This is a genomic window from Anaerolineales bacterium (assembly GCA_003105035.1).
Taxonomy (GTDB): domain Bacteria; phylum Chloroflexota; class Anaerolineae; order Anaerolineales; family UBA4823; genus FEB-25.
This window is the reverse complement of record PQAL01000003.1, coordinates 157,991-184,233: the sequence shown is the minus strand read 5'-3', so window position 1 is coordinate 184,233 and position 26,243 is coordinate 157,991. Positions and strand designations below refer to the sequence as shown.

The following is a 26,243-nucleotide window of genomic DNA, read 5'->3' as shown; positions in this document are numbered from 1 at the left end:
TCGTATGGATTTCGCATTATCGCAAAACTCACCTGTAAGTATGCTGGCTGGGGCGCGGTGAGATTCAATACCTCAGGCGACCCATGCAAAGGCTGGGGTAAATCGGATTACAATTTAACAATCGCTACACTGCATTGGGGCATCCTTTATATTTTCACGAGCTCACCCATTAGTTTCTACTGGGAGAGATAGGTAGTTCATCCTTCTTTGACCGTCTCCTTGGGGTGTAAAATTATCCTCATCCCTATCTCAAGGAGCACCCGATGCCACCCTGGATTGACGGCACCATCCATGCCGGTCCTCTCAAGCTACACTACTACCGCACCGGGGGTGGAAAACCTCCGGTGGTCATCAACCATGGTGCTGGTGACGATGGATTGTGTTTCACCCACGTGGCGAAGCTGCTTGAGGCCGATTACGAACTGATCATGCCCGATGCCCGCGGCCATGGTAAATCAGGCTCGGGGAAGCAAGATTATTCTACAGCCAGCCGGGTGGAAGACTTATATGCCCTGATTGAAGCCCTCAAGCTCGATCACCCGGTGGTTGGCGGCCACTCGTTGGGTGCCGACAGCTCCATGGGCCTGGCTGCAGCCTACCCAGGCGTGGCGCGCGGCATCTTCCTTGAAGACCCGCCCATCATCCTGCCGGGCGAAAAGTTTACCCTCAATAATGAGAAGGGAGAGCAGACCATTCGGGGTGCTGATATTGGCAAGATGATGGCCAGGTATATGCGCCTTTTCAAGCTGATGCCCCCCTTCTTGGGCGAGCGTTTGGCGCGTAAGGCTTCACCTACATACCCCGATGATGAAATCAAGCCATGGACCGCTTCAAAACGCCGGGTGAGCCTTGACTTCTTAAATTCCATGGAAAAGATGGGGATCGGGTTCGCCGAACCCTTAGAGGTCATTAAAAAGATCACCGTCCCAACCCTGCTATTCATCGGCGACCGGGAGAGCATGTCCATCGTCTCGCGGGAAACCGCCGAGCAAGCGACACGGCTGAATCCACTGATAAGAGTGGTCCACCTGGCCGGTGCCAGCCACGATATCCGCCGCACCCGCTTTGAGGGCTACCTGGCAGCCCTGAAACAATTCCTGGCAGAGATGTACCCGTAATCATTCATTAATCAACTTGTCGGAGGAGAATCCCATGAAAGCGCGTAAGATTGTTGACCAGGTTTATTGGATCGGAGCTGTCGATTGGGATCGACGTTTGTTTGACTCGCTCATCCCCATGCCCGATGGCACCAGCTACAACGCCTACCTGGTGCGGGGCAGCCAAAAGACTGCCCTGCTCGATACGGTGGATCCCAGCATGGCAGAGGTGCTTTTCGCTAACCTGGCAGAGGTCCCGCAGCTGGATTACCTCGTAATGCACCACGCTGAGCAGGATCACGCTGGCACAATCCCCTTGGTGCTTGAGAAATATCCTTCCGCTCAGGTATTAGCCAGCCCCAAAGGCAAGGAGATGCTCATCGACCTGCTGGGCGTTCCCGCAGAGCGCATCGACGTTGTAGATGATGGCCAAATCCTTTCCCTGGGGGATAAGTCCCTGCAGTTCATCCACGCCCCCTGGGTGCATTGGCCCGATACAATGTCGACTTACCTACAAGAAGACCGCATCCTGTTCAGCTGTGATTTCTTCGGTTCGCACCTGGCCACCTCCGACCTGTTTGCCACCGACAAGGCAACCGTGTATGAAGCTGCCCGGCGCTATTTTGCCGAGATCATGATGCCCTTCCGCAACATGGTGCAAAAGAACCTCGACAAGGTGCAGAAGCATGAGCTACGCATCATTGCTCCCAGCCACGGCCCGCTGCATGATGAGCCATCCTTTATCCTGGAGGCTTACCGCGAATGGGCTGCTGCGGAGCCCAGGAATCGGGTGGTGATCCCTTATATCTCCATGCACGGCAGCACGCGCAAGATGGTGGAGGTATTAATGGCTGCCCTGGTAGAGCGTGGCGTGGGGGTACAGCAGTTCGATCTGACGGTCACCGACATTGGCAAACTAGCCTCCGCCCTGGTGGATGCTGCCACGCTGGTGATCGGCACGCCCACCGTCCAAGCTGGCCCGCACCCACTCGTGTTCTACGCCGCTTACCTGGCCAACACGCTGCGACCCAAGCTAAAATACGCCTCCGTCATCGGCTCGTATGGCTGGAACAGCAAAGTCGTCGAGCAAATCGCCGGCCAAATCCCCAATCTGAAAGTGGAGCTGCTGAGTCCGGTGATGTGTAAGGGTTATCCCAGGCCAGGTGATTTCGAAGCCCTGGAGAAACTTGCCGAGACCATTGTTGCCAAGCACAAGGAAAGCGGCCTGGTTTAATAAATAAAGACGCCCCGGGGTGGGGCGTCTTGAAGATCCTACCTAGTTGGGTTGAGGATGAAAAGACACATTCCTCAACCGCAACCAACTTTATTTTAGTAATCCATTCCGCCGCCGGGGGGCATGGGGGCGGGTTTTTCCTTCTCAGGCACGTCGGTGATCAGGGCTTCGGTGGTCAGGATCATGGCGGCGATGGAGGCTGCGTTCTCGAGGGCGCCGCGGGTTACCTTGGCGGGATCGATCACACCATCTTTAATCATATCCACGTACTCTTCGCTGATTACGTTATAGCCCACGTTTTTGTTCTTCTTTTCCTTCTGCGTGCGGCGGACGGTTTCAAGAATGACAGAACCGTCTTTGCCGGCGTTCTCAGCGATCTTGCGCAGCGGGATCTCCAGCGCCTTGCGGACGATGTTGACACCAATCTGGGCATCATCGTTATCCATCTTCAGGTGTTCGATAGCCTTCATGGCATTGATCAGGGCTACACCACCGCCTGGGACGATACCGTCTTCAACCGCCGCGCGGGTGGCTGACAGGGCATCTTCGACGCGATGTTTCTTTTCTTTCAGCTCGGTCTCGGTGGCAGCGCCGACGCGGATAATCGCTACACCACCCGACAACTTGGCCAGGCGTTCCTGTAGTTTTTCTTTGTCATAATCGCTGGTGGACTTATCGATCTCAACCCGAATTTGGTCAATGCGGCCCTTGATCATGGCTGCGTCGCCTTTGCCACCTACAACGGTGGTGTCATCCTTGGTAATGACGACCTTCTCGGCACGGCCGAGGTCGGCGATGGTGGTGCCGTCCAGCTTGCGGCCGGTCTCTTCGGAGATAACCTGACCATTGGTCAGCACGGCAATGTCCTGCAGCATAGCTTTGCGGCGATCGCCGAAGCCAGGGGCTTTGACGGCCACAGCGTTGAGCATGCCGCGGATCTTGTTGAGGACCAGGGTAGCCAGGGCTTCGCCGTCCACGTCCTCGGCGATGATGACCAGGTCGCGCTTACCAATCTGGACCAGCTTCTCAAGCAGTGGGACAATATCAGCCGCAGCAGAGATCTTCTTGTCGTAGATCAGGATGTAAGCATCGTCAATGGAGGCTTCCATGTGCTCGGGATCGGTGATGAAATAAGGAGAGATATAGCCACGGTCGAACTGCATACCTTCGACGTACTCGGTCTCGAATTCCAGACCCTTGGACTCTTCCACGGTGATGACGCCGTCTTTTCCAACCTTGTCCATCACATCGGCGATCAGCTCACCAATAACACGGTCCTGGGCAGAAATGGAGGCGACGTTGCCGATCTCGGCCTTGGTGGTGACTTCGATGGCATCCTCGCCAATCTGCTTCACAACGGCCTTGGTGGCGGCTTCGATACCGTGCTTGAGCAGCATGGGGTTGAAGCCAGCAGCCAGGTTCTTCATGCCCTCGGTAACGATGGCGTGGGCCAGTACGGTGGAGGTGGTGGTGCCATCACCGGCGATATCGTTGGTCTTGGTGGCGGCTTCTTTGAGCAGCTGGGCGCCCATGTTCTCAAAGGGGTCTTCCAGCTCGATTTCCTTGGCGACGGTCACGCCGTCATGGGTGATGGTGGGGGAACCGAATTTGCGGTCCAGGGCCACGTTGCGGCCTTTAGGGCCCAGGGTGGTGGTGACGGCGGTTGCCAGGACATCCATGCCCTTGCTCAGCTTGCGACGGGCTTCTTCAGAAAATTGTAGTTGTTTTGCTGCCATAGTTCAATACTCCTTCAATATGCCTGTAATTATTTGTCTTCAACAATTGCTAGCAGGTCGCTTTCGCGCAGGATGAGCAGTTTCTTGCCATCCACCTTGATCTCGGTGCCGGAATACTTGGCGAACAGGACTACATCACCTTTCTTGACGTCCATGGCGATGCGTTTACCTTCTTCATCGCGGTCACCAGGGCCGACAGCCAAAACGGTCCCTTTTTGGGGTTTTTCTTTTGCTGTTTCGGGGAGAACGATGCCGCTGGGCGTGATCTCATCTTGCTCGATCGGTTCAACCACCACACGGCTGCCTAACGGTTTGAAATTGATGGACATAGCCACCTCCTGTAAAGAATGTGATTTGGAATGGTTAACAAGTCGCGGTTTAGCACTCTCTTTGAATGAGTGCTAAACCGTCGTGAATGATACCTGCATTTTAGCGGGAAGTCAAGGGATGTTTGGCGATTCTAACAAAATTCTGATATTGAACCGCTGTAAGCTTTCTTTTCGATGTAATGAATATTGGCTCTCCAGCGACGATAAACGGCTTCTGACTGAGACTAAAAATTTCCATAATTAACCCCGCTCAAGTTTGGCCAAAAGAAAACCTTGCCTGATTCAACCCGCAGCTCAGGGCATAACCGTGGAAGTTGCCCCTGGGATCTGGATGGGTGTTGCCGTAGTGGATGGAGTTTCCATCAGTGACTGGCAGGTGGCCTCGTTATCAGCCACGTTCTGCATCAGGACGGGGTCATCCGGGTAGGTCAAGCGTAACTGGGTCATCAGCTCGTATGAGTGTGAGCAATAATCGTTTTCAGGCGAGCTGAGGTAAGCGAGCACACTGCCGTAGCGTACGTAATAGTAAGCCACGTTCAGGTTGGTGAGCGGCAGGGGCTCGACTGCGGTGCTTTCGTTCAGGATGCCGTTCTCTACAAAAAGCTTGGCAGTTTCGTTTTCCTCAGCTGTACAGCCGTCCACGGCACAACGCAGGGTTGGCAAGGCAGTCTCATAGTTACGCGCTTGCACGTAGATCATACCCAACTGGCCGTAGGTGTCGGCATTGGCAGGGTCGAAGGACAGGGCTTTCTCCGCGTTTCGGGAGGCGATGAAGAACTCGCCCTGCTGGGCGTAGGTCTTGGCGATGGCGATGTACGGATAAGGATCTTGGATGCCCAGCTGCTGGTTAATGGTGGCGGCTTTCTCGAAGTACTCGAGTGCGGTATTGAATACCTGCAGCTGACGATACCCCAGCCCGACACGCAGGTAGAGGAAGGTCAGGTTTGGGGTGATTTGCGAGGCCTGTATGTATTCATCGATGGCGTCACGATAATAGCCCCACGATTCAAGCACTGTAGCCAGCACCCGGTGGGCATCCATCGAGTCTGGTGCCAGCTCGACTGCCTGCGTGGCATACTGGCGAGCCTGGTCCCACTTCTGCTGATCCAGCAGCACTTCGGCATAAAAAGCCAACGCCAGGGCATTTTGTGGATCGAGCAAATAGGCCCGATTAGCGGCCGTCTCGGCCTGAGCCAGGTAGGCCTCGCGTTCTTCGGAGCTAATCAGGTTGCTGGAGGCATTCCAGTCCAGCACGAAAGCATCGATGGCGCTCACGGTGCTGTCATCCGGGGCAAGCTTGACAGCCTGTTCGGCAGAGGCAAGGGCTTCCTGCAAACGGTTCAAGCGTTCCTGGTCGGTGCTGAGCGTGCTGGAAGAATAGGCCTGGATGCGGGCGAGCTCCGCCCATACCTGGGCGTTGGTCGGGTCGACAATCAGGGCCTGCTGGTATGCACCAATAGCATCCTGGTCGGAAGCTGGGTCATCCAGCTTGCCGGACGCGAAATATGCTTCAGCAGCCATGATGTACGATTGGGGCGAGCGGGTGGGCGTGGGAGTCGGGTTGAAAGGCGATTCGACCTGCCCGCGCCTCACACTCAGCAGCAGCCACAGGCCGCCCAGGATGATAAATACAAGCAGCACGACCCGGTAGGGATTTGATTTACTCCTGGCCGGATGCAGGTTGAACGTTTTACCGTCTTGGATCTGGCTCATGTCAGGGGGTAGGCGTCTCGGTGGTGGTCGGGGTGGTTTCCGCTGCAGGGGTGCCAGCCGCCACCTTGCAGTAATCCATGCCCTGGGTGGCATTGTAGTAGGCGATCTGGTCTTCGGCGATGTTGGTGAGGATCAATTGCATGATAGGCACCGCATCAGCGCAGCGGTCTAGCTGGGTGAGTGAAAGGGCATAGACCGAGTAATAGTCATCGGCGACTCGCCCGGGCGCCAGGGGCAAGCCTTCAACCACCGTTCCATCGTCTGTCGTACCACCCCGCACCGCCAAGGTAAGCGCGGCTGCCGCTTTGCTGTATTCTTTATTCTTGTAAAGCAGAACACCCAGGTTTCCATGCAAGCGGGCGCTAGAAGGGTCCAGGCTGAGCGCTTGTTCAGCGAATTGGATGGCTTTGCCATACTGGCCTTCAGTGGCATAGGTACGCGAGATCTCGGTCATGATATCCGGGTTGGTCGGGTTGAGTGCTACCCCGGTGAGCATCTCCTGGATTGCCTTGTCATATTCGCCTTGTAGCTTATAAACCGCCCCAAGTGAGTAATGCAGATCCCAGAGTTTATCGTTGATGGCGATGGCAGCCTGGTATGCCGCAATGGCTTCAGGATAGTTGCCGGTATTGAAGAGCACATAACCGCGCGACCGCAGGGTTTCGAGGGCATTTGGGTCGAGCGACTCGGCTTTCTTTGACATGTCGATGGCCGTTTGGATGTCTTCGTAGTTGCCCTGGTCGAGCAGGATCTCCGTGTAATAGGCATAGGCCGCGGCGTTGTTGGGATCCAGCTCGATAGCCTTGTTCACCGCCAGCTCGGCATCATCATACATCCCCAGCAAATCCAGGGCGGAAGCCTTAACTGCATACGCCATGGAATTATTTGGGTTAAGCAGCAAGGCGTTTTCGGCATTGGTGACGGCCTCATTATATTGCCCAGCGAAAATCTGTGTGCGGGCCAATTCGATGAATGTGGATGGGTTGCGTGGGTCTGCCAGGACAGCCTGCTTGTACGCATCAATCGCCTGTGAAAGCTTGCCTTCGGCGAAGTACGCCTGGGCCTCATTGAGCACCGCCTCCATGCTACGGGTGGGCGTCGGCGAAGCCATGAAAAGTGTGGGCATTTCGGGTACCACGATCTGGTTAAAATAGATCAGCCCACCGATGGCTATCACGAGGAAGGCGATCAGCAGTGGGTTGGAAGGGCGCCGCGTGCGCTTCTTCATGTTCAATTTCCCGCCGCGCAGGTACATGCAGTCATATTACCATGTCATGGAATGAGAATCAAGAGAAGTAAAAGTTAGATTAATGTTCTCTAGTAAGCCATCCTTCAAGATTCCAAAGCCTTGTGGTAAAATCATCTGCGCAAAACGTCCCTGTAGCTCAGCGGATCAGAGCATTTGCTTGCGGAGCAAAGGGTCGGGCGTTCGAATCGCCCCAGGGACGCCTGAGAGCGGGTAAACCGCTCTTTTGTTTTATCACTACGGTGGCTATCATGGAAAGACCAATCCAAATCTTGCTGACCAATGACGATGGCATTAAATCCCCAGGGCTGTGGGCAGCCGCTGGAGCACTTTCAGAGCTGGGCTATGTACACGTGGTGGCACCGCGTGACCAGTTCTCAGGCGCTGGGCGCAGCCTGCCGTCCACCTCCGACGGGATCATCACCCCGCAACAGATGCAGGTGAATGGCAAGCTATGGACGGTGTACAGCGTAGGTGGTACACCAGCCCAGGCAATCCTGCATGCCATCTGCGAAATCCTGCCAGAGCGCCCCGACCTGGTGGTTTCGGGGATTAATTATGGGGAGAATCTTGGGCAGGGGGTGACCGTCTCGGGGACGGTGGGGGCAGCCATGGAAGGGGCAGGAAACGGAATTCCAGCGATGGCTGTTTCGTTAGAGACCGAGCAGGAACATCACCTTTCCTATTCAACCGCAGTCGACTTTTCGACAGCCGCTTACTTTACCCAGCTATTCGGGCGTATGTTGCTGGAGAAGCACATGCCCTTGGATGTGGACCTGATCAAGGTGGATGTGCCCTGCGATGCCACACCGCAGACTGCCTGGGAAGTTACCAGGTTGTCTCGTCAGGCTTACTTTGTCCCCATTACACCCAAGCGTGAATCATGGGATAAGCCGGAGACAGTGGGTTATACCCGCATCGATGAGCTCAGCGAAAGCGGCCTGGATACGGATGTGTACTCTCTGCGGGTAAAAAGAATGGTCTCGGTAACACCGCTCAGCCTGGATCTGACTTCACGGGTTGGTCTGAAGGACTTCGAGCAGTTCTTGCGAGCCGGGTGAGCTCTATTTTTGATGTACGCCTGCCAGTATGAGGGGGTGCAGCTGATGATTGGCGGCGATCACAGACGGAGGCGGAGAGATGAAGTCAGGACCACCATCGATATTGCTGACCTTAGCACCAGCTTCAATGGCAATCAGTGCACCGGCAGCCAGGTCCCACGGCTGTAGAATCAGTTCCCAAAATCCATCCAGACGACCGCAAGCCACATAACACAAATCCAGTGCGGCTGATCCGAGGCGCCTGACTCCCTGGGAATGCAAAGCGAAGTAGGCAAAATTATCCAGGTTATTATCCGGGATATCGCGTATGTCGTACGAGAAACCGGTAACCAACAGGGCATGATCCAGGTCGGTGGCAGAGGCCGGGTGGATTAGGTGACCGTTTAAAAAGGCGCCTTTACCGTGCTCGGCGCTGAAGCATTCATCATGCACAGGGTCATACACCACCCCCTGTCGTAAAACTCCACCTTCAGCATATGCGATCGAAACTGAATAAATAGGTATTCCATGCAAATAGTTGACCGTACCATCCAAAGGGTCAATGTACCAAACCCGTTCAGATGAGCCGGGCAGCCCACCACTCTCCTCTGCCTGGATGGAATCACCAGGGAAATGCTGACGGATGTAATTGAGTAGCAGCCGCTCTGATTGGCGGTCTGCTTCACTGACCAGGTCGATCAGGCTCTTGTATTCAACATCCAGGTTTTTGCCGAAGCTTTGGCGCAGGATCTCGCCTGCCTGGCGTGCAATGTCGATCAGTCCATCGAGTGTGGGAGTCATAGCCGGGGTATTTTAGCTGTGTTCAGTGGGAAAGGCAAGTGATTAGGTAAAAGTTTACAAAGGGTATCCAGGATTTTACGGCGTGCACTTCATAACTCGACAGATAAAATTGGTACCACCATCTCATCCTCAGACAAGCCACCATGGCGCCCGATGAGCGGGTTCTCTTTATCCGCCCACCACAGGTAGGCATCCTTGCGTGCAATGACAATCAGATCACCCAGGCGATCAGCCAAACGCGGGTGGGGTGTGCCAGGTCCAAACAGGCCATTCCTGATGGCTTGTGCTGTATCCAGAAAGGTAAATTCACCAGGCCAGGTGTGTTCAATATACTCACGAACATGCTCAATCTGGCCGGGGCGGATGAACAGGTACATCAGCCTGTTTTCGCCGGTAGGCATAATGTGTAACAGGCGAGTGAGCTCGGGGTGATTGCGCAAGTCATAGCGAGAAGTCTTTTGTGTGGGCAGCATACCGTGATCGGCGGTCAAAAGCAGGAGCGTACCCCTCCTTGAGGACGGTGAAAGCTGGTCCAGGAATTGCCGCTCAAACGACCAGCTGAAATCACTAAACTCAGCCTCGGTTCGCTCGTCATCCGGATGATAAAGGTGAGAGAAATGGTCTATCTGGCCCGTGTAAACCCAAAAATACTGGCGCAACCTGGAGTTCGACTCTACCAAATGGCGCAGGTTAACCCACAACTCGGCAGGGGTAATAAAGCCATGCAGGCTGACATCCTTGAAGTACATCTGCGAAAGCCCCGAATGGATGATGCTGCGGTGCTGGAGGGCATAGCTGTGAATGCCATACCTGGCCAGATGGCTGCCAAGGGTGGGGAGATTCAAGAACAACCCGGGTACCATGCCAGCCCGGTAAAGGCTTCCGGATTCATTCCCAAAGCTCATCGGTGAGTGCTGGATCATGTTGCTGACTATCCCATACTCCTTCAGCCAGAGCTCGTACCCAACAATCCCATGTTCGGCCGGGCTTCGTGCGGTCCATAAGGAGGTCAACGCCGCAGATGTGGTGGATGGGACGATGGAGGTGAGGGCCGAGAGCTTGCCCTGCTGGGCCAGGCGCGACCACACTGGGGCTGTGCCATCCGACATCCAACGCTGCAAGCGGAATAATGATAAGGCATCCACCAGCACCAGGATGACCCGTCGCAGACTTCCGGAGGGTTGGCTCAGCCTATCAGGATAAAGCCCAGCGCCAGCCAGTGGCTCAGCCCCAAGTAACTGGCAGATACTGGCTGGAAGATTCAAAATCGAGCCGCCCAGGTAATCTGGGTGGATGAAGTCAGAATCGAGGTCCACACCCGGTAGGCGGGTTTCGTGAATAAGGGGAAGGATTTTTGAGGTAATGTCGCTCATCAGGTTTACGCCAAGAAGCTCATGATTCTTTTTGATATAATGACGAGACTGGAGAGACGAGTGCAACCCTTTTACGGCCTCAATCAGCCCCTGAAGCGCTATCTTACCTTAATTTACGGCATAACTCTAGGTTTGGCATTGATATTAGCTCTGCTGGCAATTGGCCTGGGTGGTGAGCATACACCGGTGATTGCAGATCTCCAACCCCCTACACCGCAGAGCACGATCGCTCCAACTGAAAATTACAGTCCACCCAATAGCCTGGGCAAACCCACCGAGATACCGGAAGTGCCACCTACTCCCAATGAAGTGACACCTTCATCACTCGGGGTGACATCGGCGGACTTACGCGGCGTTCAGGTGAGCTTGTGGCATCCATGGAGCGGTACCCTGGCGAGCCAATTACAATCCATCCTGGATGATTATAGCCGGACGAATAAATGGGGGACTACGGTTAATGTCATCGGCTACGAGGGCTTTGGCAGGATGGATGAAGCAATAGAAACTGCAGTAATCTCGGGGACTTTACCGGATATCTTGATTAATTATGGTTACCAGGCGCAGCATTGGGACGCAAGCGGGGTAGTGGCTGACCTGACACCCTATGTTGATGACCCTGTGTGGGGCTTTACCAGCGCCGAACAGGCTGATTTTTACCCGGCCTTCTGGGTTGAAGATCTTGTGACAGATCCAATCAGCAACCGTACCCTGCGTTTGGGAATCCCATTTTACCGTTCTGGTTATTTGATGTACTACAACCAGAGTTGGGCAAACGAGCTGGGCTTTTCAAAGCCTCCGAGCACACCGGCAGAATTTAAACAGCAGGCCTGTGCAGCCATGCCCACATCAGCTGCGCAGGGAGGAAAAGCTGACTCGAGCCAGGGTGGATGGTTGGTCACGACCCAACCCGGCGTAGCTGCCGGCTGGATAGTCGCTAATGGTGGGAACATCACCACTCCGACCAGATCTGGTTACTCATTTAACACCCCCGAGACCCAACAGGCTTTTGAGTACATCAAGGACATGGTGGAAAGCGGGTGCGCCTGGTTTGATCCCGGGTCAGACGCCCAAAGCAGCTTTGCCGAGCGCAAAGCATTATTCGTTACCGGAAGCCTGCTCGATATACCAGCCCAACAGGAAGCTTTTAGAGAAGCTGGCAACTCGGATGAATGGCTGGTTATCCCCTTCCCATCGTCCGAGCAGCCAGTGGTGGACACATATGGGCCGTCGCTCATCATTACCAGGTCTACTCCTGCCCAACAACTGGCAGCCTGGCTGGTGATTAAGTGGCTGGTTTACCCACACAATCAAATTGAATGGCTGGAGGCCATCCAGACACTTCCAACCCGCCAAAGCGCAGCGAGTTACTTAATCGAAACTCAGCAAAGTGATTCACCATGGGCACAAGCACTGCGTTTACTACCCTATGCCTACAGCGAGCCATCTGCTGCTTCATGGAATATGGTGCGCTGGTCATTGAGTGATGCCATGGCTGAGCTGGTCGACCCGAATTTCACCGCAGATCAAATCCCTGCCTTACTGGAGAAGCTGAATAATCTTGCTGCAGAAATCGAAAGCCAGGTGCATTGATGGGCGACATGCCAAGGGTGACGATTTACACTGATGGTGCCTGTGAGCCAAACCCAGGCCATGGGGGTTGGGCGGCCCTGCTCCAATTTGGGAAGTATGAAAGAGAGCTGTGTGGCTCAGAGAAGCACACCACCAACAACCGCATGGAGCTGACCGCGGCAGTAAGTGCCTTGCAGGCCCTCCAGGAGCCCTGCCAAGTGACTCTTTATACTGATTCGGAGTATCTACGTAGGGGCATCACGGAGTGGTTGCCGGATTGGCGCAGGCGGGGTTGGAAGCGGAAAAGCGGGCAGCTGGCAAATATCGACCTGTGGCAGGCGCTAGAAGCGATCATGAGCAAGCATGAGATAACCTGGCACTGGGTGCGGGGGCATGCAGGTAACCAGCTCAACCAGCGGGTGGACAGCCTGGCACGTAAAGCCATGCGCAAATCCACTTGACCTTCATACCGGTATACAGTATACTCACCCGCGCCGGGGTGTAGCGCAGTTCGGTAGCGCACCGCGTTTGGGACGCGGGGGTCGGCGGTTCGAGTCCGCCCGCCCCGACTTATGGCAAAACAAAAGTATGACGGTGTACTGGAAGCTGCCCATTACACACCAGACGGGCAGTTGGATTGGGTGCGGGTGTACGAGCGCCGGTATTCCGCATTTACCGACCGTGTTTTGCTCAATCGTGCAGATTTCATTGAAAAGCTAAAGGCTGGCAAGCGCTTCGTGGTTGGCCAGCGAATACTCAATTACGGTGGCAAGTTCACCACCGGTCAACCGGTAGAACTTCTTCAGAAAAACGGCGATGCGGTGATTGCTGTGGGCACCACCTCAGCTAGCACAGATACTCTCACAGGTGTACCGGTCCTATAACCTGCAACGGTAGGTTCTACCTTGACGTGATAAGCGGCTGGGAAAGCCGCTTTTTTGTTCCTCACGAAGTATAGCAAAACAGGCTGGTATAATTTTTGAATGCCGACCCCCTTTTATCATTTGAGACTGGCAGAAGACCTGATCAACCATCCAGGTCTGCCTGACGACACCAGGGAATTTCTTCTCTCCTCGCGGCACGAATTCATGCTCGGTTGCATTGCTCCGGATGTGCAGGTGGTTTCAGGGCAGGCCCGAGAAGCCACGCATTTCTTCAGCCTCCCAATTCAGGTGGGTGACCAACCAGCCTGGAACTCCATGCTGGAGGAATATCCACAAATAGCTGAGGGTGATCAGCTCAGTCAAGCGCATGCAGCCTTCCTGGCAGGTTATTTATGTCACTTGCAGGCAGATTGGATTTGGGTAAAGGATATATTCCTCCCCATCTTCGGTCCGCGATGCTCCTGGGGCTCCTTTTCTGAGCGGCTATATTATCATAACGTTCTACGCGCCTACCTGGATCTACAAATCCAACCCGGATTACCTTCCGGCCTGGATACAGGATTAGCCAGGGTGAGCCCCGACCACTGGCTGCCATTCATCCAGGATCAACACTTGAAAGAATGGCGGGATTTTGTCTGCACGCAGCTGTGTGAAGGAGCTGCTATCCAATCGGTGGAAGTTTTATCATCCCGCCAGGGTATCTCTCCGCCTGCGTATTACGCGCTTTTGGGATCAAAAGAAAGGATGCAGGAGGAGATATTCTCACATATTGCCCTCGAACAACTGGAAGCCTATCACCAAGGTGTTTTGATGGATAACCTGCAGCTGATGGCTGACTACCTGGCATCCAGCTTGCACCTCATGTCTGTATCCACCAAGGGCAATGTATATGACGGAGTGCATCCATGAAACTGATCGAGCCTACCCAAAAACCATCCGATAAAGACTTCACCGGAAAGCTGGTTGGTCAAATTAAAGGGTTTTTCCAGAGCGGAAAAATTGACGAACAGGCTGAAGCTGCGGTGGTGGCCCGCTTCATGCGGGGGTTGGATAATCGCTTCATCATGCTTCACCATCTGGAGCTGGAAGCCAGGGGTGTGAGATTTCCGACCATCCTGGTTGGTCCCGCAGGTATGTTTGTCTTGAATATCAGTCCTGTGCAGGGTTTTTTCAGGGCAAAGGATGAGTCGTGGTGGGAATTAAATAAGACAACCCATCGATTTGGGCCTGGACGCCCTAATTTGATCAAGCAAAGCAGGGAGTATGCCCAGAAGCTGGGTGAAATCCTGGAAAAGCTAGGAAAATCCCACCCGGCAATCACACCAATATTAATTTTTGCCAACCCGGGTGTGCATATTGAAACCAGCAACCCTGGCATACGGATGGTGTTGATGGATGGCGTTGACAGTCTGATTGACAGCATGTTCAACAGCCAGGAAGTCCTTAATCCAACCGAAATTAATTATCTAACGGATGCATTGGAGCTCCTGGCGGATCCTGAAAAAGCTATCCCCCTGGGTGAGGGAGAGGACTTTTTTGGCAAGGATCTATTCGTTGAGGAGGAGAAGGCTCCGCTGACTTTACCCGACCTCCCCTTGCCGGCAGAATTACCGCTGCCCCCGGTGGAGAAGAAGCTCAAGTTCACTAAGGCGCAATGGACCATCCTGGCAGTCCTCCTGGGATTAACCATCGTGGTATTATTAGGTGCAATCCTGTATGCATTGAATATTTTTTAAAGGTTGGGTCATCTGGAAGCACCTTTTTTGTCATTAATTATCCCGGCTCATAATGAAGAAGCACGCCTGCCTGATACCTTGCGGCAGGTATTTGAGTTTATCACCGCACAGCCATACCGCACTGAAGTGTTGGTGGTTGAGAATGGCAGTTCCGATAAAACTTTCCAAATCGCTTCAGAGTTTGCCATAGCCAATTCACAATTGAGAGTCCTTCAAAATAACCAGAGTGGGAAGGGGATTGCGGTAAGGCAAGGCATGCTGGATGCGCACGGTGAATACCGGTTCATGTGTGATGTCGACCTTTCCATGCCGGTAAGTGAAATTAACCGTTTCCTCCCGCCTCACCTGGATGGATATGACATCGCTATTGCTTCCCGCGAAGCACCAGGGGCGATCAGGTATAACGAACCATATTACCGGCACTTTGTGGGGCGAATTTATAATGGCTTGATCCGCACCGTGGCTCTTCCAGGGCTGCAAGATACCCAATGTGGCTTCAAGTGTTTTAAGGCTTCGGTAGTAGAAGATGTCTTCAGGCGCCAAACCTTAGATGGATGGTCGTTTGATGTGGAGATCCTGTTCATCGCCAGGCTTATCGGATACCAAGTAGTCGAGGTGCCTATTCCCTGGTATTACAATCCGCACAGCAAGATCAGTGTGGCGCGCGATTCGTTCAAGATGGGCCTCGACCTGCTCACCATCCGCCTGAATGCCCTGCGCGGCGTTTACAATCGTACTCATGCCAGCATTTGATCCTTCTCTGCTCCCAGCCGAGCCCGATCTATCCTTTGAGTTGGCGTTATGGCAGGCAGGCCTCACCTGGGTGGCTGGCATCGATGAAGCCGGGCGGGGAGCGCTGGCCGGCCCGGTGGCTGCGGCAGCGGTGATCCTGCCACAGGATGAGACAGTGACCCGGCAATTGAGCGGGGTGCGTGATTCAAAACAGATGACCGCCGCCCAAAGAGAAGTGGCCAGGGCCAAGATCATCCAGCACGCCCTTGCCTGGGGGGTGGGTACCGCGACCAACGAGGAGATCGACCAGCTAGGAATTTTACCTGCCACCCGGCTGGCAGCTTGCCGCGCATTGGCGGCCTTGAGTACAACCCCGCTGCACCTGCTATTGGACTATTTATTCCTTCCCGATATTTCCATTCCGCAGACCGCCTTAATCAAGGGAGATTGCCGGTCCTTGAGCATCGCCTCGGCATCCGTCCTGGCAAAGACAACCCGAGATGCCCTCCTCAGAGAGCTTGACATTTCCTACCCCGAATATGGTTTTGCCTCCCACAAGGGATATGGAACAGCTGAACATCGTGCCGCCTTGAAGCGCCTGGGGGCATGCCCTGTTCACCGCCTCAGCTTTGCGCTCTATGGAGAATCACACCCTGCAGTGGACGGATTCTTGCCGGACCTCGATTAGGTAGCCAGACCCACATTGGCTTAAAAAATTCCCCAATTATTTTCCTTCCAGCCATGCTTTCCGCGTAGAGGCACAAAAGCTACTGGAGCGATATGCTCCTGGATCAAATCTCCTTGCTCCTTGTGCCAGCAGTCGAGCATCTGCCCACCAGGCCCGCCTTCAGGGATAACCAGACAGCCGCTTTCGTCCAGCTGATCGAACAACGGCTGGGGTACACGCGGGGCTGCAGCGGTGACCATGATGGCCTGGTATGGAGCATAATCTGGGAGACCGAGGCTGCCATCACCAATATGAATGATCACATTGGTAATATGCAGCTTTTCCATCACATTGATGGCATTCTCCGCCAGGGAAGCATGACGCTCAATGGTGTGAACCTGGCGCGCCAGCAAGGCCAACAATGCTGACTGGTATCCTGAGCCTGTCCCCACTTCGAGGACGTTTTCATCGCCTTGTAATCCGAGTAACTCGGTCATCAAGGCAACAATATAGGGTTGTGAGATGGTTTGGCCACGACCGATCGGCAGTGGGCCGTCGGTGTAGGCGATGTGGGCATACTCTTCCGGAACGAACCAATGGCGAGGCAGCTGACGAAGGGCATCCAACAAACGCTCATCGTGGATGCCACGCGAGACGATTTGCTCGGTAACCATGCGATTACGCAGTTTTGTAAAATCGGCTTCGTCTTCCATCATTCATTAAGGATTATCCGCCTTGTAGCAAGTGTTTCCAAAAAGCATCACGCTCGCCGGGCTTAAAGGGAATATAGATACCAAGCTGACCCACCAGCCCGCTGTACCGTTCAGCCAGGGCAGCGGGGAGATCGGCAGCTGGGGCAATTACCGCACACGCATCCAGGATATCATCGCTGATCAAGTCCGCCATATCCACCCACTGGCCCCTGGCAGCCAGCGCCGAGAGCTGGTGAGCTATGTCGTCCCAGCCGTGTAGGGCCATCACGGGCCGATAGGAAGGAGTGGAGGCATAAAAGGCGATCTGGGCGCGCACAAAAGCCTGTTCTTCCGGTGATGTCACCACGAATGCAGAGGTGGAGACACACACCTCCGATTTTTGCCGACCAGCCCTGGCGATCCCTTGCTCCACCGCAGGCAGGATTACCTCGCGCAGGTAACGGGTGGTGTGAAATGGATGAGCATGGAATCCCTGGGCCACTTCACCAGCCAGCCTGGCTAACCCGGTATTGACACCGGCGATGTAGATGGGGATATCAGGGTGCTTGATCGGCCCCGGGTTGAAAAAGGGCGACATCAGGTTGAGCCGGTATTGTTCACTGCGGTAATTCAGTGGCTGGTTGGTTTGCCAGGTGGACCAAAATGCACGCACTGCCTCGATCTGCTCGCGCAAGTGACCAATTACCGAAGCAGGCCAGGGCATGCCGAAGCGCCGTTCGATATGTGCCTTGACCTGCGTACCCAACCCCAGGATAAAGCGGCCTCCCGAAGCTTGGGCCAGGTCCCAGGCGGTATAAGCCAGATTAGCCGGGCTGCGGGCAAAGGCAATGGCGACTGCCGTCCCGAAGTGGATCTTCTGGGTGTGTTCAGCGATCAGGGCTCCGGGAAGGAAGGGGTCGTGCATCGTTTCGGTAGACCACAGGGCATTAAAGCCCATCGCTTCGGCCGCTTGGGCAATGGCCGGCACTGCAGAAAGCGCAACGGGTGGGAGGGTGGCATCGATTAAAAATGGATAGGAAGAAGCTGGCATATGGGCCTTCTTTGAGAATTTTGATTACGCATGGATCGCTTGGTTATGACTATAAGCTTGATCAAAAGATATGATCAAACCCTTTCGAAAAACAGCCTCCACCAGAGAACTACATCCTCTCAGGAAAGTATATATGCCATCACCCATTGGGTGGTGGCTACCAGTGCATCCAGGTGGGTGCGTTCGTAATTATGGGATGCATCTACCCCAGGGCCAATCAGAGCGACTGCTACATCACCCCCTGCGCGCCAGAATGCTTCCCCATCGGATCCATAGTATGGGTAGATGTCCACCTTATAAGGGATACCATGCGCTTCTGCCATATTGCGAAGTTTTTGGTTAAAACCGTGATGGTATGGCCCCCCCGAATCCTTAACGCATAAAGTTGCGTGGAACTCATCTGATGTCTGACCTTCGCCGACAGCAGCCATGTCAACACTCAAAAGCTCGACTGTATCGGCAGGTATCCCCACAGCTGCACCGTGACCGACTTCCTCGTAATTACTGAAATGAAAATAGGTGGTTTGTGCTGGTTTCAAGCCTGCATCATGAAGTGCCTTAACCGCGGTGATAAGACAGGCTACACTGGCTTTATCATCCAGGTGGCGTGAGCGAACAAATCCATTGGTGATTTCAACGCGCGGATCGAAAGCGATAAAATCTCCCACCCGAATTCCCAATGCACCTGTCTCGTCCTTATTATTTGTCCGGGCATCAAGGCGCACTTCCATGTTTTCATCATCTCGCTTGCTCTCGTTGACCTTGCTCCCGTGTACATGCCCTGAGGCTAGTTCGAATAAGATGGATCCACGCACAGGCTCACCCTGGTTGCAAAAGACTGTGCAGCCCTCTCCTTCGATGGTATTCCAGGCAAAGCTACCAATCTTGGTCAGCATCAAGCGGCCATTAGGCTTGATCTGCTTTACCATGGCACCCAGGGTGTCCACATGTGCGGTGAGGGTACGGGGGCTTTCGTTCTTGGTAGCCTTCCAGGTGACAATCAGGGCTCCTTTACGGTTGCGTGTGAGAGCCAGATCAGGAAAAGATTTGAATGCTTGTTCTGTATAAGCAACTGCAGGATCTGCCAAGCCGGTCGGGCTTGGGGTGCGTAATATTCCAGAGAGGAAATTTAATAAAAATTCAGTATCGATCTGGGGAAGAGACATGCGTAAGCTCCGTGGCTCAACTATTGTCGTGTTTGATAATCTGGTTCACCCCTTTACTTATTCAATTGGATTTCAGGATGATAACCACCAGTTACTTCTCAAGCATGCCTTCAAAATGCTGGATAGACTTACGCCAATCTTCTGGTATTACCACGGAGCGTTTGTTGGGATAGTCATACGCCACCAAGACGCTCGAGCCACTGGCATATTCACTCGAATCACGGGCATCCTCGATACGGTACTCCGAGGTCATGCTCTTGGTGCCAATGCGCGCGATGCATACGCCCACCCGAACCTGATCACCAAACTCGATCGCCTTGCGAAATGTGATCTGAACATCCGCCAGGATGATGCCAATATTTAAAAATGAACCCCCCTCCCAAAGTTTTAAATGCTTGAGATAAAAAACGCGGGCTTGCTCCATATAGGTTAGAAATTTCGCGTTGTTGACATGCCCCTGTGGGTCCAAGTCTCCATAGCGTACTTCAATAAGGTGGTAGAAATGAAAGTCAGGCATCGTTGAAATTATACCCTTATCCGTATCAATCCGTTTACAAATTTACAGATTCACGGTTTAAACCTGAGAGGCAGTACAATGCCAGGCAATAATGGAACAGGTTTATGCCCGTGAAGTTATAATTATCCGGATGATGCGCATGTTCCCCTTTACCAAAATAAATAAACCCCCAGGACTAGAGTATCTGCTCTCCATCCTTATGACTGCGGTTTTTACCGTCATCTTCATCCCTCTTCGGAGCGAAAGTGGGCAGGACCATACCGTCCTTTCGCTGCTATACCTGCTCCCGGTAGTTATCTGTTCGCTGCTATGGGGATTGTGGCCAGGGGCCCTGGCTGCCGTAACCTCTTTTTTAGCATTAAATTATTTCTTTGTGCCGCCTTACTACACATTAGTGGTGCACCGGACGCAAGACTTGCTGGTGCTGATCGTCTTCTTAGGCGTGTCCATCACCATCGGCCAGCTGGTTGGCAGGGTCAGTAAAAGCCTGGCTGAAGCGACTGCTCGAGAACATGAAGCCATTCACCTGTATGAGCTCATTATGCTTTTAGCGGGTTTGCAGGACGAACAAGAAATCATCTCTGCCCTGGCTGAACAAACCTTGATCACCTTACATGCCCAGCGGGTGGATATCGTTATTGAGGCATCCAACGAAGTTCCCGCCCGGCATGTTAGGCTGGAGGACCGCTCTCAAATAAATCCGGAAGCAGAGCATGCTCCCATGATGATCATTCCCTTGCAGTCTATGCGGGGGTTTATGGGAGAGATAAAAGTTTGGAGGGAAGATTCCAAATTAGGGACATCAGAAGAGCGCCTGTTGAACACCTTCGCCAGCCAGGGAGTGCTGGCTCTGGAACGGGTGCGCCTCTCGCAGGCAGCCTCACGGGCGCGGTTGCTGGAAGAGAGTGACCGGTTTAAATCATCTCTTCTGTCGTCTGTCTCACACGAACTTCGCACTCCATTGGCGACGATTAAAGCGGCAGTCACCAGCCTGCGTAGCGAAACTGTGGAATGGGACAGCGAAGGGCGCAAGGATCTGTTGGCAGCAGTCGAAGAGGAAACCGACCATCTCAACCAGCTGGTAGGAAACCTGCTCAATATGTCGCGTATTGAGGCCGGGGCCATGAAGCCGGAGCGCAGCTGGAATTCACTGGCTGAGATCTTATCGAGTGCCCTCGACCGGATGAAAACCAAGATCGAGAAGCATCACGTAGAAATTGATGTCTCATCAGATTTGCCGTTGTTGCCTGTAGATTATTTTCAGATCGAACAAGTCTTCATCAACTTGATAAGCAACTCGGTAAAGTATTCACCTGAAGGCACCACCATACGCCTCCACGCATTTCAGACGAGACGAGATATGCTCCAAGTGAGGGTAAGTAACCAGGGTCCACAGGTGCCGCAGGATGATCTCGAACGCATTTTTGATAAATTCCATCGGGTGACTGCAGCGGACAAGGTAACCGGAGCTGGTTTGGGATTGAGCATCTGCAAAGGGATCGTAGAAGCGCATGGGGGGCATATCTGGGCAGAAAACATTGAGCTGGGTTTTGCTTTCAACTTCACCTTACCACTGACATGGGAAGGGTTCTCTCATGATATTAAACCGGAGCTGATTGACGAATGACCACCCAACCGCATATTCTTGTGATCGATGATGAAGCGCAGATTTTGCGGGCGTTACGCACCATCCTGACTGCCAAACAATTCAAAGTGAGCGTGGCCAGCCGGGGCGAGGAGGGGCTGGCTATGGCAGCCGCGCAACCACCAGACCTGGTCATACTCGACCTCAGCCTGCCAGATATGGATGGGGTTGAGGTGTGTGCCCGCCTGCGCGAATGGACCCGGGTACCGATCATCATTCTATCGGTGCGGGAAAGCGAGAGAGATAAAGTTATTGCCCTCGACAAAGGAGCGGATGACTACCTGACAAAACCATTTGGTATCGAAGAGTTGCTGGCGCGCATCCGCGTGGCTCTCCGCCACTCCGCACAGACACTCGGCCCGCAGAATAACCAGATTATCCATGCCAGCCCGGTGGTGATCGACCTGGCGATGCACACAGTTCAGCGGGATGGTGAAGAAATTAAATTAACAGCCACGGAATTCAAGCTGCTGGCATACCTGGCAGCCAACGCCGGGCGGGTGTTGACCAACCAATCCATCCTATCACATGTGTGGGACCCGGCAGAATCTGACCGCGTGGAATACCTGCGGGTATATATCCGCCAGCTGCGCAAGAAATTGGAGATCGATCCAGATCATCCCCAAGTTATTCGCAATGAACCAGGAATCGGCTATCGTTTCATTGCGGATGAGCAAGATTTGAGATAAGATAAGAGGAGAAAATTGGTAATTTGGGAGAAGTCATGGCAAAACAGGCTCAATCCACGAAATCAGAAAATCGATACCCTGGTTTAGAAAACGACGCCGTCAGCCAGTTAAAGCAAGAGTATTTGGGTTACCAGGAGCTATTCCAGGCACAACCACCCCTGGTACAGCGTTTTCTGGAAACGCAAGCCTCGTCTGTAGCTGAAGCCATCATCCAAGGCTTGCCTCAAGTGCGTTTTACCCTTCCAGACCGGGTGGTGCTTCAGAAAGATGCCGAGGCAAAACCTGCTGTAGTACCCAATGAGTCGCGCGAGCAAATGACTGGGGGGTTGATGGACCGGCTGATGCGCACCGATCTGCGCACAGCCCTACGGCTGAGACTGAGTGAATTGGAACAATCTTCCACCCGCTCTGTTTCGGTGAGCGCAGGGCTTCTCCGCCATGCCATCGCTGGGCACATGGTTCACAACATGCTGCCAGCCGGCCGGTCGGTGCATTACACCGCTGGGGAAGGAGAAGAAATCCCCAATATTCCGGAGAAGAGGAAATTAGAGCCTGAATCGGCCATTACCGCTTCCACAGATGCGATTGCAGCAGAAGAAAATCGTCTTGAAGCAGGGCGGGGAGAGTTATTAGTCCCATATGTGGAGGCAGCCCGGCGCTTTTACCTGCCACAGTGGGTGGCTTTTGATGACGAAGGTCATTTGCTGGTGGGTAGCGTGAGCGAGGCTGAAGCGGACATCGCCTCCATGCAACGATACTTATTGGTGTTACATGCCGCGGTAGGGCTGACCCCATACATGGTTGCGGATGAAGAGTATCAACGCAAGCGCTATGGCATCCTTGGTCAGCTGGTGAACCAGGGCCGCGCATTGGCACGCTATGATGTGGAGGAGATCATCCAGACGATACAGAAACGTGCCACGGCGCATGACCTGAATCGTGGATTAAGCCTTAGCCTGCCTTACTTCAACGACCAGACCTTGACGATGGAAAGTTATAACTTCGAAGTCATCCCAGCCGGCAGGATCATGTTCGTACCCGCCTTTGTAGTGCGGGCAGCTCGCGAACAGGAAGCCAAGATTGCGCAGGACACAAGACTGAGCCAATCAACACGGCATCACTTGCTGCAACTGCTAAATATCCTCGAAAAGGCATTTACAAAGTAATTCCATCCCTGATGACCAGATTGGTGTATTTATAATCCGACCATGTTTTTTTCTATCATCCTCCTTGCAGTAATCATCTTTCTCTCCTACCGGCTTGCACCGCGGGAGAAAGAAGAAGATGCACATGTCCATGGCGCCGGGCAGGTTGGTTTGCTCGCTGCGGTTGCGTTGTTTGGCGTGGATTATTTCACCTCGTTCTTTTATGCCACAGGGGAAATGATGACCGCCTTACACCCATACGGCTTGCAAAAATATGCCTATATCTCCGTGGCAGTGATTGCCCTGGCGAACTTTGTGTTTGGAGTGCTGTACATGTATTCGTTGGGGGTTTTCAACGAAGGGGGGGGATCTTTTACTGCAGCCATGCGGTATTTGGGGCCTTCATTGAGCCTGATTGTGGCAGTAGTATTAATCCAGGATTATATCTTTACCATCGTCGTGTCTACCCTGTCGGGGGTTGACCAGCTGCTTTCATTGAGAAATGCCACGGGCATCCCCTGGTTCTGGCACTTCCTCATCGGTGCCAGCCTGGCAGGTGTCACTTGGTGGCTGACCATCCGCGGCAGGGGTGAGTCTGCCCAGGTGGTGTTCACCATGTTAGGGATTTTTGTCCTGCTGACCATCGCAATGACAGTTGGCTTGATCATTGCAAATCCTCTAACGGAGGCGGCGAAAACCGTTGAACCCACCCAAACGGTGACGCTCAGCCAGGCTTTTTACCACCTGTTAACCGCCTCCATGAAAGGCCTGGTGGCATTAAGCGGTTTGGAAGCCATGTCAAATGGCATTCAATTTGTTATCAATGACGATGTGCGCCTGGTAAAGTGGGGCAAAAAGCGCCTGCCCCGCCTCAACAAGCTTTGGAATTTCTACGGCGGAAAATCGGGTATTGGCAGGTTTGTTCAAACCTCATTTTTGTTCTATGGTGGTCTGACGACCTTGCTGTTGACCTATTTCTCGATACGCTTCAATGTCTTTGATGGTATCAATGGACGAAGTCTTGTTGGGAACCTTTCCTTTATCGGTTTTGGACAGATTCCTGGAGGAACAATATTATTCTGGGCTTACCAAATCCTGGCGGTTGTATTGTTGGCTTCAGCTTCGATGACAGCCTACCAGGACCTGCAAGCCATGGCCTGGCGGAATGTAGCTATTGGAGAGATTCCTGAAGTGGTCGTATACCGAAATCCAAAAGGAACCTTTACACGCCCGGTGACGGCGGCTGCCCTGGCGGCAATTTTGATCCAATTATTGGTGCGCGGCAATGTCAGTTTGGCTGTGCCGTATTATGGTGTGGGCGTATTCTTGCCAATCATGGCGATGGGGCTGGCAATCCGCCAGCATATCCTGAAAACCGCAATTGGAAAGGCGCGCTTTTGGGGGAGCCTGGGGGCAACTCTTGCTGCTGTGTTAGCAGCATTGATATTTGTGGGTCAGATTGTCGGTAAATGGGCTGAAGGCGGCTGGGTAGTACTAATTTCACTCAGCGTTTTAATCTTGATTGCACACGCCATCTTGTTGTCACCTGCCGGGTATCGTGATCCGCGCCAGATCCATCGCATCATTCGTGACAAATCTCGGGTCCAAGGGCCTATGGGCAATATTGTCGAATGGCAATCATTACGCACACAGGAATACCGTTACCAGTTGCTGATTGGCATTGCACGCTTTGCCGAGTTGTTTGGTGTGCGCCGGCCAGCCCGGTTTGAGCCGCCTGTGCCTGCAGGAGAGTATGAAGAAGCCATCCAATCGGAAGAGGAAGACATCCCTTCCCTCTTAGAACAATACCTGGATGATAAAAGGGAAGAGCCTCGCCTGGGTGGAAAGCCCAAAGACACAGCTCCTGGGGACGAAGATATCCCTAAGCTTTAGAAATCACTTCCTCTAAACATATTTAAGACCTTCTCGTGTCGGAGAAGGTCTTAATTATTTTTTAACACCTTTGCTCAATAATTTTGTCCCCATTTTATTTCAGTTCACTACAATAATAATGTCGGAATCGTATGCTTGGTTTTCCTACGGAAGGAGAAATTTATGATAGAGCAGTCCCTGTTATTAGAATTATCTGCATCGGGGCTATCAGAAAGCTCGACCAGCCGGTTACGTCTGGAATATGAGGCCTATCAGCAATTATTCCAAATCCAACCGGTGCTGCAGCAGCAGTATTTACTTTTGCAGGCTATATCCGTGGCTGAGGCCATCACGCAAGGAAACTACCGCGTTCGTTTTGCCCTTCCAGACCAGGTGTATTTCAGTCCTACCATGGAGACGATGGATCGTGTTGAGAGGATACCTGCTGACCACCGAGAGCAAAGTGTAGGCGGACTGCATGCCCCTTGGTTGCAATTCGATCTATGCAATGCAATTGTTCAAAGACTTTCTGCGCTTGAGCATTCAACGGATGTGGCAATATCCATCGCGGCAGGGCTGTTACGCTATGCGATTGCTTATCATATCATCTACCGCTTGCTTCCGGCCGGAAAATCGGTGACGTATGCCATCTTAGAAGGAGACGACATTCCCAATCAACCAGTTCATGAGGACGCTCAGCGGAAAAGTACTGCTCAGAGATCTGTACTTACTCATGAAACCTTGGCTGCTGTAGTAGTAGACAGAATTGCTGCACCCTATGTGGAAGCAGCGAATCGTTTCTTCCTGCCAAAATGGGTGGCCTTTGACGAACAGGGCAAGCTATTGTTGAACAGCATCCAAGAGGCACAGGCCTATATTGCTTCGTTACAAAAATATCTGCTTCTCCTGGAACAGGCGGTCCAAATTGCTCCATTTATGATTGCTGATGAAGCCTGGCAGCAAAAACATTACGGAATCCTTGGGCAGATGGTAAACCAGGGGCGCGCACTGGCTGCTTACCAAACTCATGAGATCATCAAGAATATCCAAAGAAGGGCAGCAGACCATAGATTGGATCGGGGGTTAAGTCTCAGGTTACCATATTTCAATGACAAGAAAAATTCTATTGATAATTATGAATTCACAGTTATCCCTTCTGGCTGGATTATGTTTATTCCTGCCTTTGCGGTTTTAGCTGCACGTGAGCAACAAATCAAGGTGGCTCAGGATGATTGTTTGAGCATTACTACCCGTAGACATCTCTTAACAGAATTACATTCCCTTGAGCTAGCTTTTCTCAGATAGGTAA

General features: G+C 53.1%; 25 protein-coding genes and 2 tRNA genes. 17 read left to right on the top strand and 10 right to left on the bottom strand.

Features of this window, described 5'->3' with window-relative positions:
- Positions 1-263: 263 nt before the first annotated feature.
- Together C3F13_02120 and C3F13_02115 are read left to right on the top strand one after the other, a co-directional pair.
- The gene (locus C3F13_02120) at positions 264-1,118 is read left to right on the top strand and encodes an alpha/beta hydrolase (GenBank protein PWB56356.1); all 855 of its coding nucleotides are present in this window, start codon (positions 264-266) and stop codon (positions 1,116-1,118) included.
- A gap of 34 nt (positions 1,119-1,152) precedes the next feature.
- On the top strand, positions 1,153-2,331 hold the full coding sequence (locus C3F13_02115) for an MBL fold hydrolase (GenBank protein ID PWB56355.1): 1,179 nt from the start codon (positions 1,153-1,155) through the stop codon (positions 2,329-2,331).
- 95 nt (positions 2,332-2,426) lie between these two features.
- On the opposite strand, the gene groL is transcribed toward C3F13_02115, so the two are convergent.
- The 4 genes from groL to C3F13_02095 all read right to left on the bottom strand — a co-directional run bounded on the left by groL (position 2,427) and on the right by C3F13_02095 (position 7,364).
- Positions 2,427-4,067, bottom strand: a complete 1,641-nt coding sequence (gene groL, locus C3F13_02110; protein ID PWB56354.1) for a chaperonin GroEL — start codon at positions 4,065-4,067, stop codon at positions 2,427-2,429.
- A 29-nt stretch (positions 4,068-4,096) separates the two neighbouring features.
- A complete protein-coding gene (locus C3F13_02105) occupies positions 4,097-4,396 on the bottom strand; it encodes a co-chaperone GroES (GenBank protein PWB56353.1) in 300 nt (99 codons plus the stop codon).
- Positions 4,397-4,690: 294 nt separating this feature from the next.
- Positions 4,691-6,109, bottom strand: a complete 1,419-nt coding sequence (locus C3F13_02100) for a hypothetical protein (GenBank protein ID PWB56352.1) — start codon at positions 6,107-6,109, stop codon at positions 4,691-4,693.
- A 1-nt stretch (position 6,110) separates the two neighbouring features.
- Positions 6,111-7,364, bottom strand: a complete 1,254-nt coding sequence (locus tag C3F13_02095; protein PWB56351.1) for a hypothetical protein — start codon at positions 7,362-7,364, stop codon at positions 6,111-6,113.
- Positions 7,365-7,483: 119 nt separating this feature from the next.
- On the opposite strand from C3F13_02095, the gene C3F13_02090 reads away from it, so the two are divergent.
- Both C3F13_02090 and surE read left to right on the top strand, forming a co-directional pair.
- A tRNA-Arg gene (locus C3F13_02090) sits at positions 7,484-7,560 on the top strand.
- 46 nt (positions 7,561-7,606) lie between these two features.
- Complete coding sequence (surE, locus tag C3F13_02085) at positions 7,607-8,416, top strand: 5'/3'-nucleotidase SurE (GenBank protein PWB56350.1); 810 nt, start codon at positions 7,607-7,609, stop codon at positions 8,414-8,416.
- A gap of 3 nt (positions 8,417-8,419) precedes the next feature.
- Here surE and C3F13_02080 read toward each other — a convergent pair whose 3' ends face one another.
- Together C3F13_02080 and C3F13_02075 are read right to left on the bottom strand one after the other, a co-directional pair.
- On the bottom strand, positions 8,420-9,196 hold the full coding sequence (locus C3F13_02080) for an inositol monophosphatase (GenBank protein ID PWB56349.1): 777 nt from the start codon (positions 9,194-9,196) through the stop codon (positions 8,420-8,422).
- Between the two features lie 89 nt (positions 9,197-9,285).
- The gene (locus C3F13_02075; protein PWB56348.1) at positions 9,286-10,569 is read right to left on the bottom strand and encodes a hypothetical protein; all 1,284 of its coding nucleotides are present in this window, start codon (positions 10,567-10,569) and stop codon (positions 9,286-9,288) included.
- Positions 10,570-10,590: 21 nt separating this feature from the next.
- Between C3F13_02075 and C3F13_02070 the strand changes: the two genes are divergently transcribed.
- The 8 genes from C3F13_02070 to C3F13_02035 all read left to right on the top strand — a co-directional run bounded on the left by C3F13_02070 (position 10,591) and on the right by C3F13_02035 (position 16,178).
- A complete protein-coding gene (locus C3F13_02070; protein ID PWB56347.1) occupies positions 10,591-12,159 on the top strand; it encodes a hypothetical protein in 1,569 nt (522 codons plus the stop codon).
- Positions 12,159-12,599, top strand: a complete 441-nt coding sequence (locus tag C3F13_02065) for a ribonuclease HI (protein ID PWB56346.1) — start codon at positions 12,159-12,161, stop codon at positions 12,597-12,599. Before C3F13_02070 ends, C3F13_02065 begins: the two co-directional genes overlap by 1 nt.
- Before the next feature lie 34 nt (positions 12,600-12,633).
- Positions 12,634-12,707 (top strand) — tRNA-Pro (locus tag C3F13_02060).
- A gap of 3 nt (positions 12,708-12,710) precedes the next feature.
- Positions 12,711-13,022: a hypothetical protein gene (locus C3F13_02055; GenBank protein PWB56345.1), complete on the top strand. Its 312-nt coding sequence runs from the start codon at positions 12,711-12,713 to the stop codon at positions 13,020-13,022.
- A gap of 99 nt (positions 13,023-13,121) precedes the next feature.
- Positions 13,122-13,931: a hypothetical protein gene (locus C3F13_02050; GenBank protein ID PWB56344.1), complete on the top strand. Its 810-nt coding sequence runs from the start codon at positions 13,122-13,124 to the stop codon at positions 13,929-13,931.
- Positions 13,928-14,758: a hypothetical protein gene (locus C3F13_02045; GenBank protein PWB56343.1), complete on the top strand. Its 831-nt coding sequence runs from the start codon at positions 13,928-13,930 to the stop codon at positions 14,756-14,758. Before C3F13_02050 ends, C3F13_02045 begins: the two co-directional genes overlap by 4 nt.
- Before the next feature lie 3 nt (positions 14,759-14,761).
- On the top strand, positions 14,762-15,511 hold the full coding sequence (locus tag C3F13_02040) for a glycosyl transferase (GenBank protein ID PWB56342.1): 750 nt from the start codon (positions 14,762-14,764) through the stop codon (positions 15,509-15,511).
- Positions 15,498-16,178 carry a ribonuclease HII gene (locus tag C3F13_02035; GenBank protein ID PWB56341.1) on the top strand — a complete coding sequence of 227 codons (681 nt, stop codon included), beginning with the start codon at positions 15,498-15,500 and terminating at the stop codon, positions 16,176-16,178. Before C3F13_02040 ends, C3F13_02035 begins: the two co-directional genes overlap by 14 nt.
- 20 nt (positions 16,179-16,198) lie before the next feature.
- Here C3F13_02035 and C3F13_02030 read toward each other — a convergent pair whose 3' ends face one another.
- The 4 genes from C3F13_02030 to C3F13_02015 all read right to left on the bottom strand — a co-directional run bounded on the left by C3F13_02030 (position 16,199) and on the right by C3F13_02015 (position 19,583).
- Positions 16,199-16,870: a protein-L-isoaspartate O-methyltransferase gene (locus tag C3F13_02030; GenBank protein PWB56439.1), complete on the bottom strand. Its 672-nt coding sequence runs from the start codon at positions 16,868-16,870 to the stop codon at positions 16,199-16,201.
- Between the two features lie 13 nt (positions 16,871-16,883).
- Positions 16,884-17,900 carry an LLM class F420-dependent oxidoreductase gene (locus tag C3F13_02025; protein ID PWB56340.1) on the bottom strand — a complete coding sequence of 339 codons (1,017 nt, stop codon included), beginning with the start codon at positions 17,898-17,900 and terminating at the stop codon, positions 16,884-16,886.
- Positions 17,901-18,019: 119 nt separating this feature from the next.
- Positions 18,020-19,066 (bottom strand): peptidase M42, encoded by a 1,047-nt coding sequence (locus C3F13_02020; protein PWB56339.1) that lies wholly within the window; start codon positions 19,064-19,066, stop codon positions 18,020-18,022.
- 91 nt (positions 19,067-19,157) lie between these two features.
- On the bottom strand, positions 19,158-19,583 hold the full coding sequence (locus tag C3F13_02015; GenBank protein PWB56338.1) for an acyl-CoA thioesterase: 426 nt from the start codon (positions 19,581-19,583) through the stop codon (positions 19,158-19,160).
- A 91-nt stretch (positions 19,584-19,674) separates the two neighbouring features.
- On the opposite strand from C3F13_02015, the gene C3F13_02010 reads away from it, so the two are divergent.
- From C3F13_02010 to C3F13_01990, 5 genes are all read left to right on the top strand, one after another.
- The gene (locus C3F13_02010) at positions 19,675-21,210 is read left to right on the top strand and encodes a hypothetical protein (protein ID PWB56337.1); all 1,536 of its coding nucleotides are present in this window, start codon (positions 19,675-19,677) and stop codon (positions 21,208-21,210) included.
- On the top strand, positions 21,207-21,917 hold the full coding sequence (locus C3F13_02005; GenBank protein PWB56336.1) for a DNA-binding response regulator: 711 nt from the start codon (positions 21,207-21,209) through the stop codon (positions 21,915-21,917). The genes C3F13_02010 and C3F13_02005 overlap by 4 nt, the downstream gene beginning before the upstream one ends.
- A gap of 35 nt (positions 21,918-21,952) precedes the next feature.
- Positions 21,953-23,083, top strand: coding sequence for a hypothetical protein (locus C3F13_02000; GenBank protein PWB56335.1), 1,131 nt, complete (start codon positions 21,953-21,955; stop codon positions 23,081-23,083).
- 42 nt (positions 23,084-23,125) lie between these two features.
- The gene (locus tag C3F13_01995; GenBank protein PWB56334.1) at positions 23,126-24,955 is read left to right on the top strand and encodes a hypothetical protein; all 1,830 of its coding nucleotides are present in this window, start codon (positions 23,126-23,128) and stop codon (positions 24,953-24,955) included.
- A gap of 162 nt (positions 24,956-25,117) precedes the next feature.
- Positions 25,118-26,239 (top strand): hypothetical protein, encoded by a 1,122-nt coding sequence (locus tag C3F13_01990; GenBank protein ID PWB56333.1) that lies wholly within the window; start codon positions 25,118-25,120, stop codon positions 26,237-26,239.
- The last annotated feature ends 4 nt before the right edge of the window (positions 26,240-26,243 follow it).

Excerpts from the sequence above, each read along its gene's own strand:
- C3F13_02050 (PWB56344.1), top strand. The coding sequence starts at position 13,122 with ATGCCGACCCCCTTTTATCATTTGAGACTGGCAGAAGACCTGATCAAC.
- C3F13_02115 (PWB56355.1), top strand. The coding sequence starts at position 1,153 with ATGAAAGCGCGTAAGATTGTTGACCAGGTTTATTGGATCGGAGCTGTC.
- C3F13_02100 (PWB56352.1), bottom strand. The coding sequence starts at position 6,109 with ATGAGCCAGATCCAAGACGGTAAAACGTTCAACCTGCATCCGGCCAGG.
- C3F13_02015 (PWB56338.1), bottom strand. The coding sequence starts at position 19,583 with ATGCCTGACTTTCATTTCTACCACCTTATTGAAGTACGCTATGGAGAC.
- C3F13_02035 (PWB56341.1), top strand. The coding sequence starts at position 15,498 with ATGCCAGCATTTGATCCTTCTCTGCTCCCAGCCGAGCCCGATCTATCC.
- C3F13_02005 (PWB56336.1), top strand. The coding sequence starts at position 21,207 with ATGACCACCCAACCGCATATTCTTGTGATCGATGATGAAGCGCAGATT.
- C3F13_02030 (PWB56439.1), bottom strand. The coding sequence starts at position 16,870 with ATGGAAGACGAAGCCGATTTTACAAAACTGCGTAATCGCATGGTTACC.
- C3F13_02055 (PWB56345.1), top strand. The coding sequence starts at position 12,711 with ATGGCAAAACAAAAGTATGACGGTGTACTGGAAGCTGCCCATTACACA.
- C3F13_02105 (PWB56353.1), bottom strand. The coding sequence starts at position 4,396 with ATGTCCATCAATTTCAAACCGTTAGGCAGCCGTGTGGTGGTTGAACCG.
- C3F13_02070 (PWB56347.1), top strand. The coding sequence starts at position 10,591 with ATGATTCTTTTTGATATAATGACGAGACTGGAGAGACGAGTGCAACCC.
- C3F13_02045 (PWB56343.1), top strand. The coding sequence starts at position 13,928 with ATGAAACTGATCGAGCCTACCCAAAAACCATCCGATAAAGACTTCACC.
- C3F13_02025 (PWB56340.1), bottom strand. The coding sequence starts at position 17,900 with ATGCCAGCTTCTTCCTATCCATTTTTAATCGATGCCACCCTCCCACCC.
- C3F13_02020 (PWB56339.1), bottom strand. The coding sequence starts at position 19,066 with ATGTCTCTTCCCCAGATCGATACTGAATTTTTATTAAATTTCCTCTCT.
- C3F13_02120 (PWB56356.1), top strand. The coding sequence starts at position 264 with ATGCCACCCTGGATTGACGGCACCATCCATGCCGGTCCTCTCAAGCTA.
- C3F13_02095 (PWB56351.1), bottom strand. The coding sequence starts at position 7,364 with ATGTACCTGCGCGGCGGGAAATTGAACATGAAGAAGCGCACGCGGCGC.
- C3F13_02010 (PWB56337.1), top strand. The coding sequence starts at position 19,675 with ATGGAACAGGTTTATGCCCGTGAAGTTATAATTATCCGGATGATGCGC.
- groL (PWB56354.1), bottom strand. The coding sequence starts at position 4,067 with ATGGCAGCAAAACAACTACAATTTTCTGAAGAAGCCCGTCGCAAGCTG.
- C3F13_02080 (PWB56349.1), bottom strand. The coding sequence starts at position 9,196 with ATGACTCCCACACTCGATGGACTGATCGACATTGCACGCCAGGCAGGC.
- C3F13_02000 (PWB56335.1), top strand. The coding sequence starts at position 21,953 with ATGGCAAAACAGGCTCAATCCACGAAATCAGAAAATCGATACCCTGGT.
- C3F13_01995 (PWB56334.1), top strand. The coding sequence starts at position 23,126 with ATGTTTTTTTCTATCATCCTCCTTGCAGTAATCATCTTTCTCTCCTAC.
- C3F13_02075 (PWB56348.1), bottom strand. The coding sequence starts at position 10,569 with ATGAGCGACATTACCTCAAAAATCCTTCCCCTTATTCACGAAACCCGC.
- surE (PWB56350.1), top strand. The coding sequence starts at position 7,607 with ATGGAAAGACCAATCCAAATCTTGCTGACCAATGACGATGGCATTAAA.
- C3F13_02065 (PWB56346.1), top strand. The coding sequence starts at position 12,159 with ATGGGCGACATGCCAAGGGTGACGATTTACACTGATGGTGCCTGTGAG.
- C3F13_01990 (PWB56333.1), top strand. The coding sequence starts at position 25,118 with ATGATAGAGCAGTCCCTGTTATTAGAATTATCTGCATCGGGGCTATCA.